The following is a 14348-nucleotide window of genomic DNA, read 5'->3' on the forward strand; positions in this document are numbered from 1 at the left end:
TCTCGTGTTCGCTGGGTGAGGAGGAGGCCATGCCTCCTGTTGCCGGGCTGGTTGTCAGCGATTGGTAGGTATTGGCTGTCTTGCCAATACCTGACAGGTATTCGCTGAATTGCTTCGGCGGGCAATAGCTCGGACAGCCAGCCAGCTGCTGTAGGCCGTGCTCACCAGAGCGCTTCTGGGCTCAACTCAGTCACCTCGGTGGCCATGCCATCGAGGATCGACGTGCGCATCCCAGGAATCGAGACCAGATGCAGGGTCTCCCAGATTGCGCGCCAGTGAACTTCCCCCAGCAGAACAGCGTTGCCCTGCTTCCCAATGATCAGCACCGGCTCGTGGGACTGCCCCACCTCGTCAATCAGGGCTTGGAGCCGCTTGCGGTCTTCAGTGGCTGAAACGCAGGCCATGGCGCTCCTGCTGCCAGTCCGTGAAAGCGTATTGCTGCTGACGACCTGCGGAGCTGTCATGACATTGTCTGGCAGGCGGGGCTAGGGTGGCGAAAGACGGTGCCGTGATGACGTCATCCCCTTCGAGAAGCGAGAAGCTCGACCTGCGGCTGACGCCAGGTGCCAAGCAGACCCTGCAGCGGGCAGCCGCGGCAGCCCAGCGCAGCGTGAGCGAATTTGTGTTGGAGAGCGCCCTGGCCAGCGCGGCTGAAACCCTGGCCGATCGCCAGAGCTTCCAGCTGGATGGGGAGCAGTGGGAGGCCTTCGTGGCTGCCCTGGACGCTCCACCCCGGGTGCATCCGCGGCTGGCACAGTTGCTGCAGGAGCCGAGCGTGCTGGAGCGGCCAGCTGCTGGTGGCGCTGAGTGAGCTGCTACCGGATCGAACCGCTCCAGGCCAGTCATGCCGTGGAGCGTTTTGATTGCGGCGAGGAAGCCCTGAACCGCTTCCTGGTCCGCTTCGCGCTGGCGAATCAACGAGCGCGGGCCAGCCGCACCTACGTGGCGCTGGATGGCGACGTCGTCGTTGGCCTCCACACCCTGGTGGTGGGTGAGGTGGGCCCGGAGCAGGCACCAGAGCGGATCAGCAAGGGGTTGGCGCGGCATCCGATTCCGCTGATGGTGCTGGCCCGGCTTGCCGTGGCGGTTGCGCACCAGGGGAAGGGCCTTGGCGCCGCCTTGCCGAAAGACGCGATCGTTCGGACGCTGGCTGCGGCCGATATCGCCGGCATCCGCGCCTTGGCGGTGCATGCCAAAGATGAACGGGCCCGAGGCTTCTATGAGCATTTCGGCTTTCGCCCCTCGCCCACTGACCCGCTGCACCTGTTCGTACTGCTCAAGGATCTGCAGGGCATCGGCGGCGGTTAATGGTTTGGAGAGGAGGAGCGCTCGGGCAGCTCCAGCTCCACGCCACCGAGCTGGGCGAAGTGCTCATGGATGCGACGGCCCAGGCCCTGGCCACCAGCGACGGGCTGCCGGGCTTCGAGGGCGGAGCGGAGGATCGTGCGGGCTTCCTCTTCCATCGATCGGCAGTGCCGAGCGGCCTGAATGCGGAGCTGCGCTGTGGTGTGTTCGTCGAGGTTGCGGATCGTGAGCGTGGTCATTGACGACTCTCGCTTGCGCTGACGGCAATGCTGTCAGTGCTGAGGCCTCTGACCGCGCGTAGCCATCCCAGTAGGGATCAAGTCCTGTGCTGACGAGCGACTGCGTCGATGGCTGGTTGTCGTGCTCGCTGGGAGGAGGCCACGCCCCCTGCATCTGCGCCGCATACCCGGCCTAGAGTTGGTCATCTAGATGGTCAACGGCCATGGTGCAGGTGACGGTGGCGGAAGCCAAGACCCAGCTCTCCAGCCTGCTGGATGCGGTGGAGGCCGGTGAGGCCGTGGTTATTACCCGCCGCGGCAAGCCCATCGCCGAGCTGGTGCCGCGCTGCAGCGTGCGTGATCTGCTGCCCCAGCTCTCCGCCCTGCGAGAAGCGTTGCCAGAGCAGCAGGCCAGCGGCGTGGAGACCATGCGGATGCTGCGGGACGAGTCCCGCGCCTGATGCTCTACATCGACACCTGCGTGCTCCTGGCGGTGCTGATGCCGGAAGTGCACTCCGCCGCCGCGGTGGCCTTTCTGGAGGAGGCGAGTGCACCGCTGGCGATCAGCTCCTGGAGTGTCACCGAGCTCCATTCCGCCCTTGGCCTGAAGGTGCGCACCAAGGCCCTGAGCCAGGCGCAGGCCGAGACGGTGCTGCAGGGCTTTGAGCGCAGCCTGGCGCCGGGTCTGCTGGTGCTGGAACTGGAGCCGCAGGACTTCCGCAATGCCAATGCCTGCCTACGCGGCTGGAGCACAGCCTTGCGAGCGGCCGATGCTCTGCACCTGGCCATCGCCAACGGCCGCGGCGCCACCCTCTGCAGCCTGGACGCTCCGTTTGTCGCGGCGGCCCAACAGCTGAGCCTGCAGGCTGAACTCCTGGGAGCAGGAGAAAAGCCAGGCAGGGATTAGGCGCTGCCCTGCCGGGCCGCCCAGACGTGCCTGGCCCAGCCGGGTTTGTAGCCGCGCTCCTGCTCGCGCTGCAGCAGCTCTTCGTAGGTGCGGCAGCCAGCGGCCGGGTGCGTGCGCCGCAGCCGTTGCTGTTGCTGCCTGGGCTTGGGCCGGTGCCGGGCTGCACCCGTGACTTCCACCAGTTCACCCTCAACCTGCTGCAGCCCGCGGCGCTGCTCATCGCGCTCGTCGGTCAGGAACAGATGGCCGCAGTCGGGGCAGAGCTGGGCTGCGCTGGGGCAGCTGCAGAAGCAGACCGGGCAGTCCTTGATCGGGATTGAGACACCCTCGCGCCGGCGGCGGCCGGCCAGGTTCCACTCGCGCTCATCGGTGGGCAGGCCGTGGCGATGGGCGTTGCCGACGTGATCGAGGATCACGGCCTCCTGCTTCCCAGGTGCGGGACGCAGGGCACGGCCGACCATCTGCAGGTAGAGGCTCAGGGAAGCGGTGGGGCGCATCAGGATCGCCCCGCCGACGGAGGGGATGTCGGTGCCCTCGGAAATGATCATGCAGCTAGTGAGCACCTCCACCTCGCCGGTGCCGAGCCCGGCGATCAGGCGCTTGCGCTCCTCCGCTGGGGTGCTGCCGCTCACCGAGGCGCCCCTGATTCCCGCAGCGCGGAAGGCCGCGGCCATCTGCTCGGCGTGCTCGATCGTGCAGCAAAAGCAGATCGCCGTGCCGGGGTGCAGTCGGCGATGGTAGTGCGGCACCGCATCGCCGATGGCGGCCCGATCGCCAAAGGCGCGTGCTGCCTCCTCCAGATCGAAGTCGCCCATGCGGCGCCGCAGCTTGCTGTTCCGGGCACCTGGCCAGGAGAAGACCTTGGGCCTGGCCAGCCAGCCCTGCTCCACCAGCCAGGCTGCTGAGGGCCCCAGCACCAGGGCCTCGAAATAGCCGCCGGCCTCCACGCCCAGCCCCTTGCCGTCGAGGCGCTCGGGGGTGGCGGTCTTGCCGATCAGGTGGGCCTGGGGCCAGGCGTTGATGACCCGGCCCCAGACATTGCCGGCCACCAGGTGGTGGGCCTCGTCCTGAATGATCAGATCCGGCGCTGACAGCTGCCCCAATCGCCGAGCAACGGTCTGCACCGAGCCCACCGCCACCTGGCGGCCCAGCAGGCGGTGGCCGGGGGCGATCACATCGGGCTCCAGGCCCCAGGCCCGCACGGTGCCAGTCAGCTGGTCGATCAGCTCAGCCCGGTGGGCGAACACCAGCACCCGCCGGCCCTTGCCGGCCGCCCCCTGCACGATGGCGCCGATGGTCTGGCCCTTGCCCGCACCGGTGGGCATGACGGCGCAGACGCGGCGGTGGACCTTGAGAGCGGCGCGGAGGTCGGCCAGTAGCCGCTGCTGGTAGTCGCGCAGGACGATCGGGGCCATGGGCAAGGCGGCAGGCTTTGCGCTGAGCCAGGCGTCTCAGCAATGTTCAACTTATCAAGCTCTGCCGGGTGTGCTTAGGCTGTACTCAGAACGTCAGACATCCATGGCCTCCTTCGCGCCACCGCTGAGCGTCTCCATCACCGAGGCGCAGTTGGCTTGGCTTGACCAGCGCCGCTTGCACGGAACCCTCAGTCGCTCGGCGGTGCTCCGCCAGGTGATCGACGCGGCGATCGCGGCAGAACAGGCCGGCCTGGCCGTGCCCGGGCCAGTGCTGGTGGCAGCCGCTGAGCGTCGTTGATCCGCGGCGACACCCATGGCAACCGACGTGATGACTGCGGCCAATGGCCGCTGGCGGGACATCCTCGAGGCGCTTGCCGGACTGCCAGCCGAGCAGCTCAGCAACCGCCATCAGCCCTGTCCCGCCTGCGGGGGGCGGGACCGCTACCGCTTTGACGATCGCGACGGCAACGGCGCCTGGTTCTGCAACCAGTGCGGCGGCAAAGACCACCTTGGTGGCGGTGGGACCGGGATAGACCTGCTCATGCGGGTGCGCCGCTGGAGCTTCTGCCAGGCCTGCGAGGAGGTGGAGCGCTACCTGGGCCTGGAGCCGGACGGGACCGGGCGGCATCGGCCCCAGCTGGCGTCCAGCGGCAACGGCGCCGGAGGTAAGGCCCCTGCGGCCACAGGACTCCCCGGCCATGCCAGCCGGCCCTGGCGCCAACCCGAGGTGCCGCCCGCCGACGCCGCGCCGCCAGAGCTGGAGCGGGGTGCGATCGCCCAGTGGTGCTACCGCGACGCCAGCGGCGCACCGCTGTTCTGGATTCAGCGGCTCTGCCCTGGCCGCAGCGGCCGCAAGGGCTTTCTGCATCGGGTCTGGCTCGATGGCGGCTGGCACCGCCCCAGCCGCCGCGATCCCTTCTCTTGCGAGTGGCCTGCCCCACGGCCGCTCTACGGCCTCCCCGACCTAGGCGAACGCCCCGAGGCACCGGTGCTGGTTGTGGAAGGCGAGGCCACCGCCGATGCCGCCGCCCGTCTGTTCCCCGAACACGTGGTGATCAGCTGGGCCAACGGCACCAACGCCATCGCCAAGGCGGACTGGCAGCCGCTGTCGGGACGGGGGGTGACGCTCTGGCCCGATGCCGACGCACCGGGCCGCAAGGCGATGGTGCGGCTGGCCGCTCTGTTGCGCGAGCAGGGCTGCTGTGTGCAGCTGGTAGACCCTCCGGCCGATTTGCCGCAGGGCTGGGATCTGGCCGATGCCGACTGGAGCCCAGCGGAAGCGGCCGAGCATCTGCAGCAGTGGCTGCAGCCCCTGCCAGCAGATGAAGCAAGACTGGGAGGGGCATCAGACCCGGAGGACCAGGAGCCCACCTCCGCTGAGTCACCGGCTGGTGGCGGTGGCGGCGCGCCGTTCCAGTGCCTCGGCTACGACGGCGAGGCCAGCTACTACCGCTCCGGCCGCACCGGACAGGTGCTGCGGTTGAGCCGCTCGGCGCACACTGCCACCCACCTGGTGGCGCTGGCGCCCCTGGCCCACTGGGAGACCCTCTACCCCAGCCGCACCGGCGTGAACTGGTCGGCGGTGGCCAGTGACCTCTACGAGCGCTCGATCGCGGCCGGACTCTTCACGCCCGATCGCATCCGCGGCCGCGGCGCCTGGTGGGATGACGGTCGGCCGCTGCTGCACCTGGGCGATCGGCTCGTCATCCCCGAGGGGGAGCACCTGATCACCACGCCCTTTCGCTCGCGCTACGTCTACCAGCGCATGCCGCGGCTCGATGGGCCCGGCGATGTGGAGCCGCTGTCGGTGCAGGAGGCGGCGGTGATCGTGAGCATCGCCAACCGCTTCCACTGGGATGTGCCGGCCTCCGGCACCCTGTTGGTGGGCTGGATGGTGCTTGGGCCGATCTGCGGCTCGCTGCGCTGGCGGCCCCATGTGTGGCTCACCGGCGGTGCGGGCTCCGGCAAGAGCGCGATCCTCGAGCGCTACATCACCCCCTTGCTGGGCGACTTCGCCCTGCCGGTGAGCGGGTCGACCACAGAAGCTGCGGTGCGCCAGTCGATCTGCTCCGACGCTGTGCCGGTGGTGTTCGACGAGGCGGAGAGCAACGAGCGGCCGGATCAGCAGAGGATGCAGGGGATCCTGTCGCTGGCACGGGTGGCCAGCAGCGAGAGCGGGGCGGCCCTGCTCAAGGGCTCTCCGAGCGGGGAGGTGAGCCGCTACCGGGTGCGCTCGATGTTCCTGCTCAGCTCGATCGCCACCGCCCTCAAGCAGGGAGCGGACCGCAGCCGCTTTGCCCAGCTCACCCTGCGCAACCCCGCCGAGCTGCCCAAGAGCGAGCGGGAGCTGCACTGGGCCTCGCTGGATCGGGACCTGGATCGCCACATCTCCAGCGAGCTGGGCCGGCGGCTGATTGCCCGCACCGTGGGCCTGATCCCGATGATCCGTCAGGCCGAGGGGGTGTTCACCCGCGCGGCGGCGCGGCACTTCGATTCCCAGCGCCTGGGGGATCAGTACGGCACCTTGATGGCCGGCGCCTGGTCGCTGCTTAGCGATGTCGTCCCCACCCAGGAGGAGGCCGAACAGTGCATCGCCTGCCACGACTGGGAGAGCTACAGCCAGAGCACCGAGCTCAGCGATGAGCAGCGCTGCATCCAGACGATCCTCCAGCACCCATTGCGGGTGGAGTGCGCCGATCGCAGCGTCACACGCACGATCGGCGAGCTGGTGGAGCTCGCTGCCCACCAGGCCCATGACCTGGAGATCAGCGCGGAGTTGGCTGCCCAGGCCCTGGCCCGCCAGGGATTGCGGCTGGAGCCGCCCCATCTGCTGGTGAGCAACACGGCCGAACCGATCGCGCACATCCTGCGGGAGTCGGCCTGGGCCCATGGCTGGGCGGTGGTGCTGTTGCGCCTGGCTGGCGCTCAACGCCGCGGGCCGGTGCGCTTCTGCGGCGCCGGCATGGTCACGCGGGCGGTGGCGATTCCACTGGCGGTTCTCTGAGGTTCAGCGTCACAGCCATGACACCCCGCAACACCCCACCGTTATGCCCAGATCGACTGCAGCGCAGCCGATCCCAGCGACTGTAACGCTGTAACGCTTTTCGCCGGGGGAAGACACCCTCACACACACATCAACACCCATGCACACCTGCGTCAGGACACACTGCTGCTTGCTAATGCTTCCATTTAGAGAAAGAGGGTTACAACGTCACAGGGTCTGCTCAACCCCTGCTCTGGAGCGGGATTTCGGCTGTGACGCCTGCTGTCACGGCCCGTTGCAAGGGAAACGGCCATGGTGACGGCGACCTGGCTGGATCCCATCCCCGGCCTCTGGCGGGATGAGGCAGCCCATCAGTATTGGCTGGGCGATCACCTGTTTCCGGTGTCGATCACCGGCGTGCTGGCCCGCGGGTTGAGCGAGACCGCCAAACGCTCGATCGAGGCCAAGCGGCCGATCTGGGAGCCGCGCGGAACCACCGTGCACGCGGCCCTGGAGCGCTACACCCAGGCCCGCTTCCTGGTGGGCAAGAGCGCGGCCGATGCCCTGCCGGAAGCCGAGACCGTGCCGGGCCATCACCCCTACCGGGACTGGATCCTGCCGCTGCTGCAGCTGCCGCTCTGGGACGCGGTGGAGGTGATCGCCAGCGAGCGGCTCACCTGCTGTCTGGTCCGCAACGTGGCCGGTGCCTTCGATGGGGCGTATGTCTCACCGGCCCTGAGCGAGCGCCGGGGGCGGGAGGTGCGGGTGCTCTACGACCTCAAGACCCTCTCGGCCCACGGCCGGTCCTATTCCACCGCTGCCCAACTGGGCGGCTACATGGTGCTGGAGGCCGCCCAGGGGAACCACTACGAGATGGGCCAGACGATCTGGAGCAAGCCCGGCGAGGCGTTCACCAGCACCTTCTACAGCCGTGAGCAGTGCCTGAGCGCCTGGGCTGCCGCCTGGAGCCGCTACTGCCTGGCTCACAGGCCCTTCTGAGCACAGGGGGAGCCTAATTAGGAATTAACAGCCGCTGCGATTGCGGCTCTCAGAACAGAGCCCATACAGTGAAGTCCTGGCGGGCTCTGACCTGCTGGCCTCTGAATCCCCTGGCCATGGTGATGCCTGCTGCCCCTGTTGAAGCTGCCTCGGCGTCGTCAGCAGTGCCGGATTCAGCAGGCGCCATCGATGCCCTGCTGGATGCCATCACGGCTCTCAAGGCCCAGCAGAAGCAGCTGGAGCAGCAACTCGAGCCGCTGCTGGTGGCGCTCAGCGAGGCCATGGCTGCCGGCCAGCTGGATCCGGCGTTCTCCCACAACGACTGGGCCTTCTCCCACAGCCTTGGCCGGCTGAGCTACGAGTTCCCGGCGCCGGTGCAGCAGATCGAGCAGCAGCTCAAGGCCGCCAAGGAGAACGCCATCCAGCAGGGCAGTGCCACCGAGAAGCGCGGCAAGCCCTTCTGGACCATCCGCCCCCCGAAGACCCAGCCCCTGCCGTTCTGAGCTGATGCCGCCGCGCGCCCACAACTTGAGCGCTGCTGATCCGGTGGAAGAGCTGCGCGCTGCCGCCAGCACGGAGGACGACAACGGCCAGCCGATCTACGAGCCCACCGACCCGGCCCGGCCGATCGGGCATGCCAACCCACCGCGACGCACGAAGGGACAGGCGGCCCAGCCGCCGCCCCGCCCCTCGCGGCTGGAGGTGGAACGCCGCGTCGCTGAGGGGCAGTTGTGGATCGCCCAGCGCATTCCGCTGGCGTTGATCTACGAAAAAGCTCGTGAAAGCTGGGGGGTGACCAACAGCCAGACGATCAACCGCTACCTCAACCTCGCCCGCGAGCGGATGGTGGAGGAACTGATCACCGACCGGCGCCGCCACCAGGCCGAGCAGATCTTTGCTCTCAACGACTGCGCTCGCCGGGCCATGGATGCCGAGCAGTTCTCGGCTGCAGTGGGCGCCTTCCGGGTGATCGCCGAGATCGGCGGGCTGCTGCGGGCGCCGATCAAGCCGCCGGAGGCACGGCCGTGACCGGCCTGCTGCTGCCCGAGACGGATCCCTGGGGGGATGCCGGCCTGCTGCACCTGCCGGTGACCACAGCTGCTGAACCTGCAGAGCCCCAGAGCCTGCGCAGCTTCATCGCCGAGGCCTACCCCCGCTACGGCTTCCACCGCTGGGCCGAGCTACTGATCGAGCTGCTCCAGGCCGTCGCCGATGGCGAGATCAGCCGGCTGATCGTCACCTGTCCCCCCCGGTTAGGGAAATCGCTCCTCGTCTCCAAGCTGTTCCCGGCCTACTTCCTGCAGCGCTACCCGCACCTCTTTGCGGCGATCGCGTCGTACTCAGCCGAGCTGGCCTACGCCCACTCGCGAGAGGCGCGCCACTTCTACCGGGTGACCGGCCACCTGCTCGCCCGCGATTCGGCTGCGGTGGGCAACTGGCTGACGCGCCAGCGGGGCGGCTGCATCGCCGCCGGCGTGGATGGCCCCTTCACCGGCAAGGGCTACAGCCTGGGGATCATCGACGACCCCTACAAGGGCCCCGGTGATGCCGCCAGTCCTGCGATGCGGCAGAAGCTGATCGACTGGCTGCGGTCGGTGTGGCTGACCCGCGCCGAACCGGCGTTGGTGTTGGGGCCGGACGGCACAGAGCAGCCGAACCTCTCGGCCCAAGTGGTGGTGCTCACCCGCTGGGACCACCAGGACGTGATCGGCTGGCTGTATGAGCATGAGCTCGGCGAGGCACCGCAGCACTGGACCGTGCTGGATCTGCCGGCCATCGCCGAGGACCCGTTCGATCGACCCAAGCTGCCGCCCACCTGCACCCTGATCCCCGACTGGCGACAGGCGGGAGAAGCCCTTTGCCCGGAGCGGTTCCCGCTGCCGGAACTGCTGAAGATCAGAGCCCGCCTCGGTGCCTATTGGTGGGCGGCGCTGTATCAGCAGCGGCCCAGCCCGGCGTCGGGCTCGATCTTCCTGCGCCAGTGGATCCGGCCGCCCTTCCCCCGCGAGGAAGCAGGAGCGGCCGCTGGCCGGCAGCGCCTGTACGCCCTGCTGGCGCTCTCCTGTGACCTGAGTTTCAAGGGGGAGGCAGAGAGCGATTACTGCGGCTTCTGCCTGGCCGGCCTGCTGGCACCACCAGCCCGGAATGGCATCCCCCGATCGGGTGAATCTCAGGGACCGATGGCCCCGGCGGCGCTGGAGATCGAGGTGCTCTGGGCAGCGCGGCACCGCTTTGGTCTGCCGGAGGTGATCCGCTTCCTGCTGGGTTGTCTGGAGGCGCTGGAGCAGCAGTGCCTCAGGCCCCATGCCGTGCTGATCGAGGACGCGGCCAACGGCCCGGCGGTGCTGCAGACCCTCCGGCGCCGGGTGCCGGGGATGCTGCCGATCACCGCCCGCGGCAGCAAGGAAATCCGCGCCCATGCCGTTGCCCCCCTGGTGGAGGCGGGGCAGATCCGCTTCCACCACCGCGCCCAGCCGCTGGTGGAGGAGGCGATCCGCTTCCCCAAGGGCAGCAAGGACCTTGTGGATGCCTTCTGCCACGGGGCTCTCTGGCTGGAGGGCCGCTACTGGAAGGCTCAGGGCATCCAGCCGGTAGTGACGCCACTGCTGGTGAGCCGGTGAGCGTGTCGATGGTGTCCGCCGTGCGGGAACATCCCAAGCCTTCCGCAGTGGAGAGCCCACGCCCTGCCGTGCTGTTTCCTGCTGCTCTGCAGCTGGTGCTGCCGCTCACGGTGGTGCTGGTGGGTGATGTCGCAGGCGTGGAGCGGATGCTGCGGCAACGGCGCTACCGCAGGCCGGCGTGCCATGCCCGGGCAGATCAGCTGGAGATCAACCTCCACGCTCCAGTGCGTCACCACCCCAGAGCCCGGGCTCAGCCGCCTCCGCGTTGCAGACCTCGGCGACAGCGCCCGGTGCGGCCTCATGCCGTTGCCGATGCCCTGGCTCTGCAGCACATAGACCTGGCCGAGAAGATCGCCGGCAACTTCGCTCGCCGTACTGTTCACCCCAAGGAGGATCTGCTGCAGCTAGCGATGATCGGGCTGATCAAAGCGGCGCGGCGCTATGACCCTTCACGGGGCCCCTTCCGGCCCTACGGGCGCACCTATGCCAATGGAGAGATCACCCACTTCCTGCGGGACAACGGCTTCCTGCTCAAAGTGCCGCCGACGTGGCGGGAACTGCATGCCCGGGGACAGCGGTTACTGACCTCGGGGGTGGGATTTGCAGAGATGCTGGAGCGACTGGAGATTAGGCCTGAGCAATGGGATCAGGTTGTTGATGCCTGCTCAGTTCGGGTCGTTGCTTTTCCTGTTGAGTAACGCCAAGATCAGAAGCGGGCACTATCCTTTGCGCAGATAGCATACTCAAGCCCCGCCTTCTGAATCTTGATGTTAGATTGCTTAGTGGCGATTCATTCGCCAAGAGTGGTTAAGACTATTTTGGCATGGCCTCGGACCCAAATGGATCTACGGGATTTAGCATGAAAGGGTTGCACTCTCCGATACGATCAGAATACCAAGATGCCTGAACATAGTAGTCGTTGATTGCTCTAATTCTTGCATGATAGACCGAGACATGCCTTCGACAAAAAAATGACAGAAAGACAAGCAAGCCTACAGAGAGAAATGAGAGGGCAATAAGAAAGAAACCCTTAATAGATAACACTAAATCGAGAATCACAGCATAATTAGTGGTCATCGACGGTGCATGCCCGGTAGGCACAGGTAAAAAATGAAGGGGATATATAACTGTCAGCAATACCACAGGAGCCAATAAGAGAAGCGATCGAGAGAGACCGTTCATGTCTATTATGTTTCTCTGAAGCGCTCTTCTTAAACTCTTGTGTCGCCGAATAACTGACTGAACCCTGAAGGTGATGTCCTCAAATCCATCTTCAAATTCTCTAAGTCTTTGCAAAAGCATAGTATTAGGCGGCATCAACACTCTTGCAGGTATTTGAAAAGCACTTATCCCGATTGCAGTCGAAGATTGTCTTGCTGATTGCTGGCTGGCCTTTACGGCAGCATTGATCTTGATATTAAGGCTTCTGACAAAATTCTCTGGATAGTAAATCCGTGGCAGCACACGCTTCAGAAAATCAATCTTAACTTCGTCACTGGTGTTATCCAGGGAGATCAGATCTGCCCGTGCTTCGTCGAAGTCATATTCTTCATAGATTCTTTTATCGTGCCAATCAAAATTCATCGATTCTATCCGAGTCTTCAAGTCAGCGGATTCGTCAATTAATGCTTGGCCATCGTACTCCAGCCGATCGTAGTCACTACTCTCGCTGATAATCCTAGAAACAAGGAAGGCAAGCAGTACGCCTATCATTGAGGCGGAAGCTTGAGAAACTGTTGAGAAGAAGCTGTTCCAATCCACTTTTTAGCAAGTGCTCTTTTGTTGTCAATCTAACGCTGGCTATCACCTGCCCGCCGAGAGCTGATGCTTAAAGGATCTCCCTGGGCTTCGGAGAACCGAAGGAGGCGGGTCAGGTGTATGGCTGTGTTAGAAAGAATCTTGAGGAATATCTTGATATTGGTTAACCCACGCGTATTTAACAGGATCTTTCCGCAAAAGGTGCTGTACAACTGCTTGGCGAGCTTCTGGGCTTGACATCTTCAGCGCAGATCGAATCTCAAATTCCTGCTGTCTTGGGCTCGCTCCTAGATTAACTGCCTTCTCGAAATGTTGATCTCCCAATGCAGGCTGACCAGTCTGGTAGTAAACTGCTCCAAGCAAGTTATGCGGATGAAAGCTTTGAGGGCTTGCGCTAATTGCATCGAGCCCATCTTGCTTCGCACCTTCAAGGTCACTCAAATCACGCTTTGCGCCTCCTCTATTTGTGAGCACAGCGCTTCTAGCCCTACCATCATGGATCTTGGAAATTGTATCATCGCTGACATGATCAACAATCGCATTGGCACACTCACCCTGCCTAAAGTAGCGGCCGGACTTTGCTAAGTTCCAGGCATCGCCATCCTTGAGATACGATGAGTAGTAATAGTTTGCCAGCACCAGGTAAAAGTTATTATCTTGGAGCCAATTAACATGGGACTCTGTCAGGTTACCGGTCTCTTCAAGCTCTTGCAGTATCACCACCAAATATGAGGGTTCGCTTCCTTCAACTACGGCTTCAGCTTGAGCCCCGTATTTTTGCGCCAAAGGACCAAACGTTGCTATAATTTGATCTTTTAGTAATTCAGCTTTTGCCCTTGCTTCCGCCCTCCTTATTGCCTCACGCTCTTTCTCCTGTCGTTGCTGCTCTTCGGCTCGTACTCGTTCTCTGCGCTGCTTGTCAGCCAATGGACCACAAAAACCAATTATGGCGACAACTTGTGCTTGGAATTCAGGACTAGACTGACAGTCTTGCCAGCGCAACACGGTTTGTGCGCTTTCTAATGCTTTGACATAATCGCCAGATTCCAAGGCCCCGCAAATAGCCTTGCGTGCCAAATAGGATAATTGATTGGTTGGTGGATTGGTCATCATGGCGTCAACTCTAGCTCTTTCTAACGCTGTATGGACGGGTCCTCGTTAAAAAATAGTCTGGCCCCTGCTGGTCCGCGTAAAAACCCGAAGTCATTACCAGCTCAACTCTAAGCCCACTGCGTGGCAATCATTCTCGAGCAGATGGATCCTCAAGCCTCGTTCATATGCGGACCCTCATAAGAGCCTGTGCCCCTCGCTCTGGCCAACTCGCTTGCGCGGATGATCTGGCTGGAACCATGCAGATCCTGCATCGCCTTCCCCGCGGCCAACCGCGACCTCTGGCAATGGCTCTGACCCCACCAGCAGCCAGTGCCCACCACCCGCCGCCGCAGGACAGCGACCCCCAGCAGCCCCCCCTCCCCACCAGCGCTGCAGCCCCAAGGACCGGCTGCGCCCCCCTGGCTGGAGCACCCCACCCTCTCCGGCCTGAGGGACCGCCTGCAGCTGGTCTACGACTGCTGGACCCTGCTGGAGCTCCCCGACGGCACCAGCCGCCGCCCGGTTTATCTCCCTCGCGGCATTGAGGAGCCCGAAACCTGCTACCTCAAGCGCCTGGAAGCCGCCCGGCCCACCGGCTTCTACCGCGATGCCCTACGCACCTACGCCGGGATGCTGTCGCGGCTGGCCTGGCAGCAGCTGCCCGATTCCCTCAGCCGGGTGGCCACCGATGTGGATGGCCACGGCACCGACCTGGGGGTGTTCCTGTTCCTGGCCGATCTGCTCACCCTTCGGGATGGCGGTTGCCTGATCCTGCAGCTGCCGCCGCAGCACCGCTGGCCCTCAGAAGGGGACCGACTGGAGGCGCTGGCCAAGGGGGACCGTCTTTCCTTACCCCGCCTGCAGCTGGTGCCCCGGGGCGACCTGCTCAACTGGCGCCTCCCTATCAATGCCGCCCCAGCCGCCCCGGCATCGGGGCCGTTGGAGATCGTCTGGCGGGAGCCGCGCCGGCAGGCCCTACCGCCCCGCTTCGCCAGCGGCAACGCCGCGGTGCCCACGGTGGTGATCGATGCCCACGGCGGCCTGGTGCCA

17 protein-coding genes are annotated in these 14348 nt (G+C 65.0%); 12 read left to right on the forward strand and 5 right to left on the reverse strand.

Going from position 1 to position 14348, the window contains the following annotated elements:
* Positions 1–161 precede the first annotated feature (161 nt).
* Positions 162–404 (reverse strand): type II toxin-antitoxin system Phd/YefM family antitoxin, encoded by a 243-nt coding sequence (locus ACLD7X_RS13760; RefSeq protein ID WP_411424223.1) that lies wholly within the window; start codon positions 402–404, stop codon positions 162–164.
* A gap of 107 nt (positions 405–511) precedes the next feature.
* Between ACLD7X_RS13760 and ACLD7X_RS13765 the strand changes: the two genes are divergently transcribed.
* Both ACLD7X_RS13765 and ACLD7X_RS13770 read left to right on the forward strand, forming a co-directional pair.
* Positions 512–811 (forward strand): type II toxin-antitoxin system TacA family antitoxin, encoded by a 300-nt coding sequence (locus ACLD7X_RS13765; RefSeq protein ID WP_411424224.1) that lies wholly within the window; start codon positions 512–514, stop codon positions 809–811.
* A 38-nt stretch (positions 812–849) separates the two neighbouring features.
* On the forward strand, positions 850–1308 hold the full coding sequence (locus ACLD7X_RS13770) for a GNAT family N-acetyltransferase (protein ID WP_411424225.1): 459 nt from the start codon (positions 850–852) through the stop codon (positions 1306–1308).
* Here the strand turns inward: ACLD7X_RS13770 and ACLD7X_RS13775 are convergent.
* Positions 1305–1544, reverse strand: a complete 240-nt coding sequence (locus tag ACLD7X_RS13775; protein ID WP_411424226.1) for a FitA-like ribbon-helix-helix domain-containing protein — start codon at positions 1542–1544, stop codon at positions 1305–1307. The two genes, ACLD7X_RS13770 and ACLD7X_RS13775, sit on opposite strands and share 4 nt — an antisense overlap.
* A gap of 203 nt (positions 1545–1747) precedes the next feature.
* Between ACLD7X_RS13775 and ACLD7X_RS13780 the strand changes: the two genes are divergently transcribed.
* Together ACLD7X_RS13780 and ACLD7X_RS13785 are read left to right on the forward strand one after the other, a co-directional pair.
* Positions 1748–1984: a type II toxin-antitoxin system Phd/YefM family antitoxin gene (locus ACLD7X_RS13780; RefSeq protein WP_411424227.1), complete on the forward strand. Its 237-nt coding sequence runs from the start codon at positions 1748–1750 to the stop codon at positions 1982–1984.
* The gene (locus tag ACLD7X_RS13785) at positions 1984–2430 is read left to right on the forward strand and encodes a type II toxin-antitoxin system VapC family toxin (protein WP_411424228.1); all 447 of its coding nucleotides are present in this window, start codon (positions 1984–1986) and stop codon (positions 2428–2430) included. The genes ACLD7X_RS13780 and ACLD7X_RS13785 overlap by 1 nt, the downstream gene beginning before the upstream one ends.
* Here ACLD7X_RS13785 and ACLD7X_RS13790 read toward each other — a convergent pair.
* Entirely contained in the window at positions 2427–3845 is a 1419-nt protein-coding gene (locus tag ACLD7X_RS13790; protein WP_411424229.1) for a DEAD/DEAH box helicase, read from the reverse strand. The genes ACLD7X_RS13785 and ACLD7X_RS13790 overlap by 4 nt on opposite strands.
* 103 nt (positions 3846–3948) lie before the next feature.
* Between ACLD7X_RS13790 and ACLD7X_RS13795 the strand changes: the two genes are divergently transcribed.
* From ACLD7X_RS13795 to ACLD7X_RS13825, 7 genes are all read left to right on the forward strand, one after another.
* Positions 3949–4143, forward strand: a complete 195-nt coding sequence (locus ACLD7X_RS13795; RefSeq protein ID WP_411424230.1) for a hypothetical protein — start codon at positions 3949–3951, stop codon at positions 4141–4143.
* Positions 4144–4158: 15 nt separating this feature from the next.
* Positions 4159–6849, forward strand: a complete 2691-nt coding sequence (locus ACLD7X_RS13800; protein WP_411424231.1) for a primase-helicase zinc-binding domain-containing protein — start codon at positions 4159–4161, stop codon at positions 6847–6849.
* Positions 6850–7140: 291 nt separating this feature from the next.
* Positions 7141–7827, forward strand: coding sequence for a hypothetical protein (locus tag ACLD7X_RS13805; RefSeq protein WP_411424232.1), 687 nt, complete (start codon positions 7141–7143; stop codon positions 7825–7827).
* A gap of 122 nt (positions 7828–7949) precedes the next feature.
* Positions 7950–8330: a hypothetical protein gene (locus ACLD7X_RS13810; protein WP_411424233.1), complete on the forward strand. Its 381-nt coding sequence runs from the start codon at positions 7950–7952 to the stop codon at positions 8328–8330.
* 25 nt (positions 8331–8355) lie between these two features.
* Positions 8356–8856: a hypothetical protein gene (locus tag ACLD7X_RS13815; RefSeq protein WP_425625230.1), complete on the forward strand. Its 501-nt coding sequence runs from the start codon at positions 8356–8358 to the stop codon at positions 8854–8856.
* The gene (locus ACLD7X_RS13820) at positions 8853–10448 is read left to right on the forward strand and encodes a phage terminase large subunit family protein (RefSeq protein ID WP_412007236.1); all 1596 of its coding nucleotides are present in this window, start codon (positions 8853–8855) and stop codon (positions 10446–10448) included. The genes ACLD7X_RS13815 and ACLD7X_RS13820 overlap by 4 nt, the downstream gene beginning before the upstream one ends.
* Positions 10445–11146 (forward strand): sigma-70 family RNA polymerase sigma factor, encoded by a 702-nt coding sequence (locus ACLD7X_RS13825; protein ID WP_411424236.1) that lies wholly within the window; start codon positions 10445–10447, stop codon positions 11144–11146. The genes ACLD7X_RS13820 and ACLD7X_RS13825 overlap by 4 nt, the downstream gene beginning before the upstream one ends.
* A 115-nt stretch (positions 11147–11261) precedes the next feature.
* Here the strand turns inward: ACLD7X_RS13825 and ACLD7X_RS13830 are convergent, their stop codons facing one another.
* Both ACLD7X_RS13830 and ACLD7X_RS13835 read right to left on the reverse strand, forming a co-directional pair.
* Complete coding sequence (locus ACLD7X_RS13830) at positions 11262–12209, reverse strand: hypothetical protein (protein ID WP_411424237.1); 948 nt, start codon at positions 12207–12209, stop codon at positions 11262–11264.
* Positions 12210–12335: 126 nt separating this feature from the next.
* Positions 12336–13319, reverse strand: coding sequence for a hypothetical protein (locus ACLD7X_RS13835; RefSeq protein ID WP_411424238.1), 984 nt, complete (start codon positions 13317–13319; stop codon positions 12336–12338).
* Between the two features lie 309 nt (positions 13320–13628).
* Here ACLD7X_RS13835 and ACLD7X_RS13840 point away from each other — a divergent pair.
* The coding region (locus ACLD7X_RS13840; protein WP_411424239.1) for a hypothetical protein at positions 13629–14348 on the forward strand (720 nt) is incomplete at its 3' end.

The sequence above is a fragment of the Aphanothece microscopica RSMan92 genome, from assembly GCF_046613545.2.
Taxonomy (GTDB): Bacteria; Cyanobacteriota; Cyanobacteriia; order PCC-6307; family Cyanobiaceae; genus NIES-981.

Bases quoted from the DNA above. Each gene is read 5' to 3' on its own strand.
- ACLD7X_RS13800 (WP_411424231.1), top strand. From the start codon at position 4,159: ATGGCAACCGACGTGATGACTGCGGCCAATGGCCGCTGGCGGGACATC.
- ACLD7X_RS13775 (WP_411424226.1), bottom strand. From the start codon at position 1,544: ATGACCACGCTCACGATCCGCAACCTCGACGAACACACCACAGCGCAG.
- ACLD7X_RS13765 (WP_411424224.1), top strand. From the start codon at position 512: ATGACGTCATCCCCTTCGAGAAGCGAGAAGCTCGACCTGCGGCTGACG.
- ACLD7X_RS13805 (WP_411424232.1), top strand. From the start codon at position 7,141: ATGGTGACGGCGACCTGGCTGGATCCCATCCCCGGCCTCTGGCGGGAT.
- ACLD7X_RS13785 (WP_411424228.1), top strand. From the start codon at position 1,984: ATGCTCTACATCGACACCTGCGTGCTCCTGGCGGTGCTGATGCCGGAA.
- ACLD7X_RS13810 (WP_411424233.1), top strand. From the start codon at position 7,950: ATGCCTGCTGCCCCTGTTGAAGCTGCCTCGGCGTCGTCAGCAGTGCCG.
- ACLD7X_RS13780 (WP_411424227.1), top strand. From the start codon at position 1,748: ATGGTGCAGGTGACGGTGGCGGAAGCCAAGACCCAGCTCTCCAGCCTG.
- ACLD7X_RS13790 (WP_411424229.1), bottom strand. From the start codon at position 3,845: ATGGCCCCGATCGTCCTGCGCGACTACCAGCAGCGGCTACTGGCCGAC.
- ACLD7X_RS13760 (WP_411424223.1), bottom strand. From the start codon at position 404: ATGGCCTGCGTTTCAGCCACTGAAGACCGCAAGCGGCTCCAAGCCCTG.
- ACLD7X_RS13795 (WP_411424230.1), top strand. From the start codon at position 3,949: ATGGCCTCCTTCGCGCCACCGCTGAGCGTCTCCATCACCGAGGCGCAG.
- ACLD7X_RS13835 (WP_411424238.1), bottom strand. From the start codon at position 13,319: ATGATGACCAATCCACCAACCAATCAATTATCCTATTTGGCACGCAAG.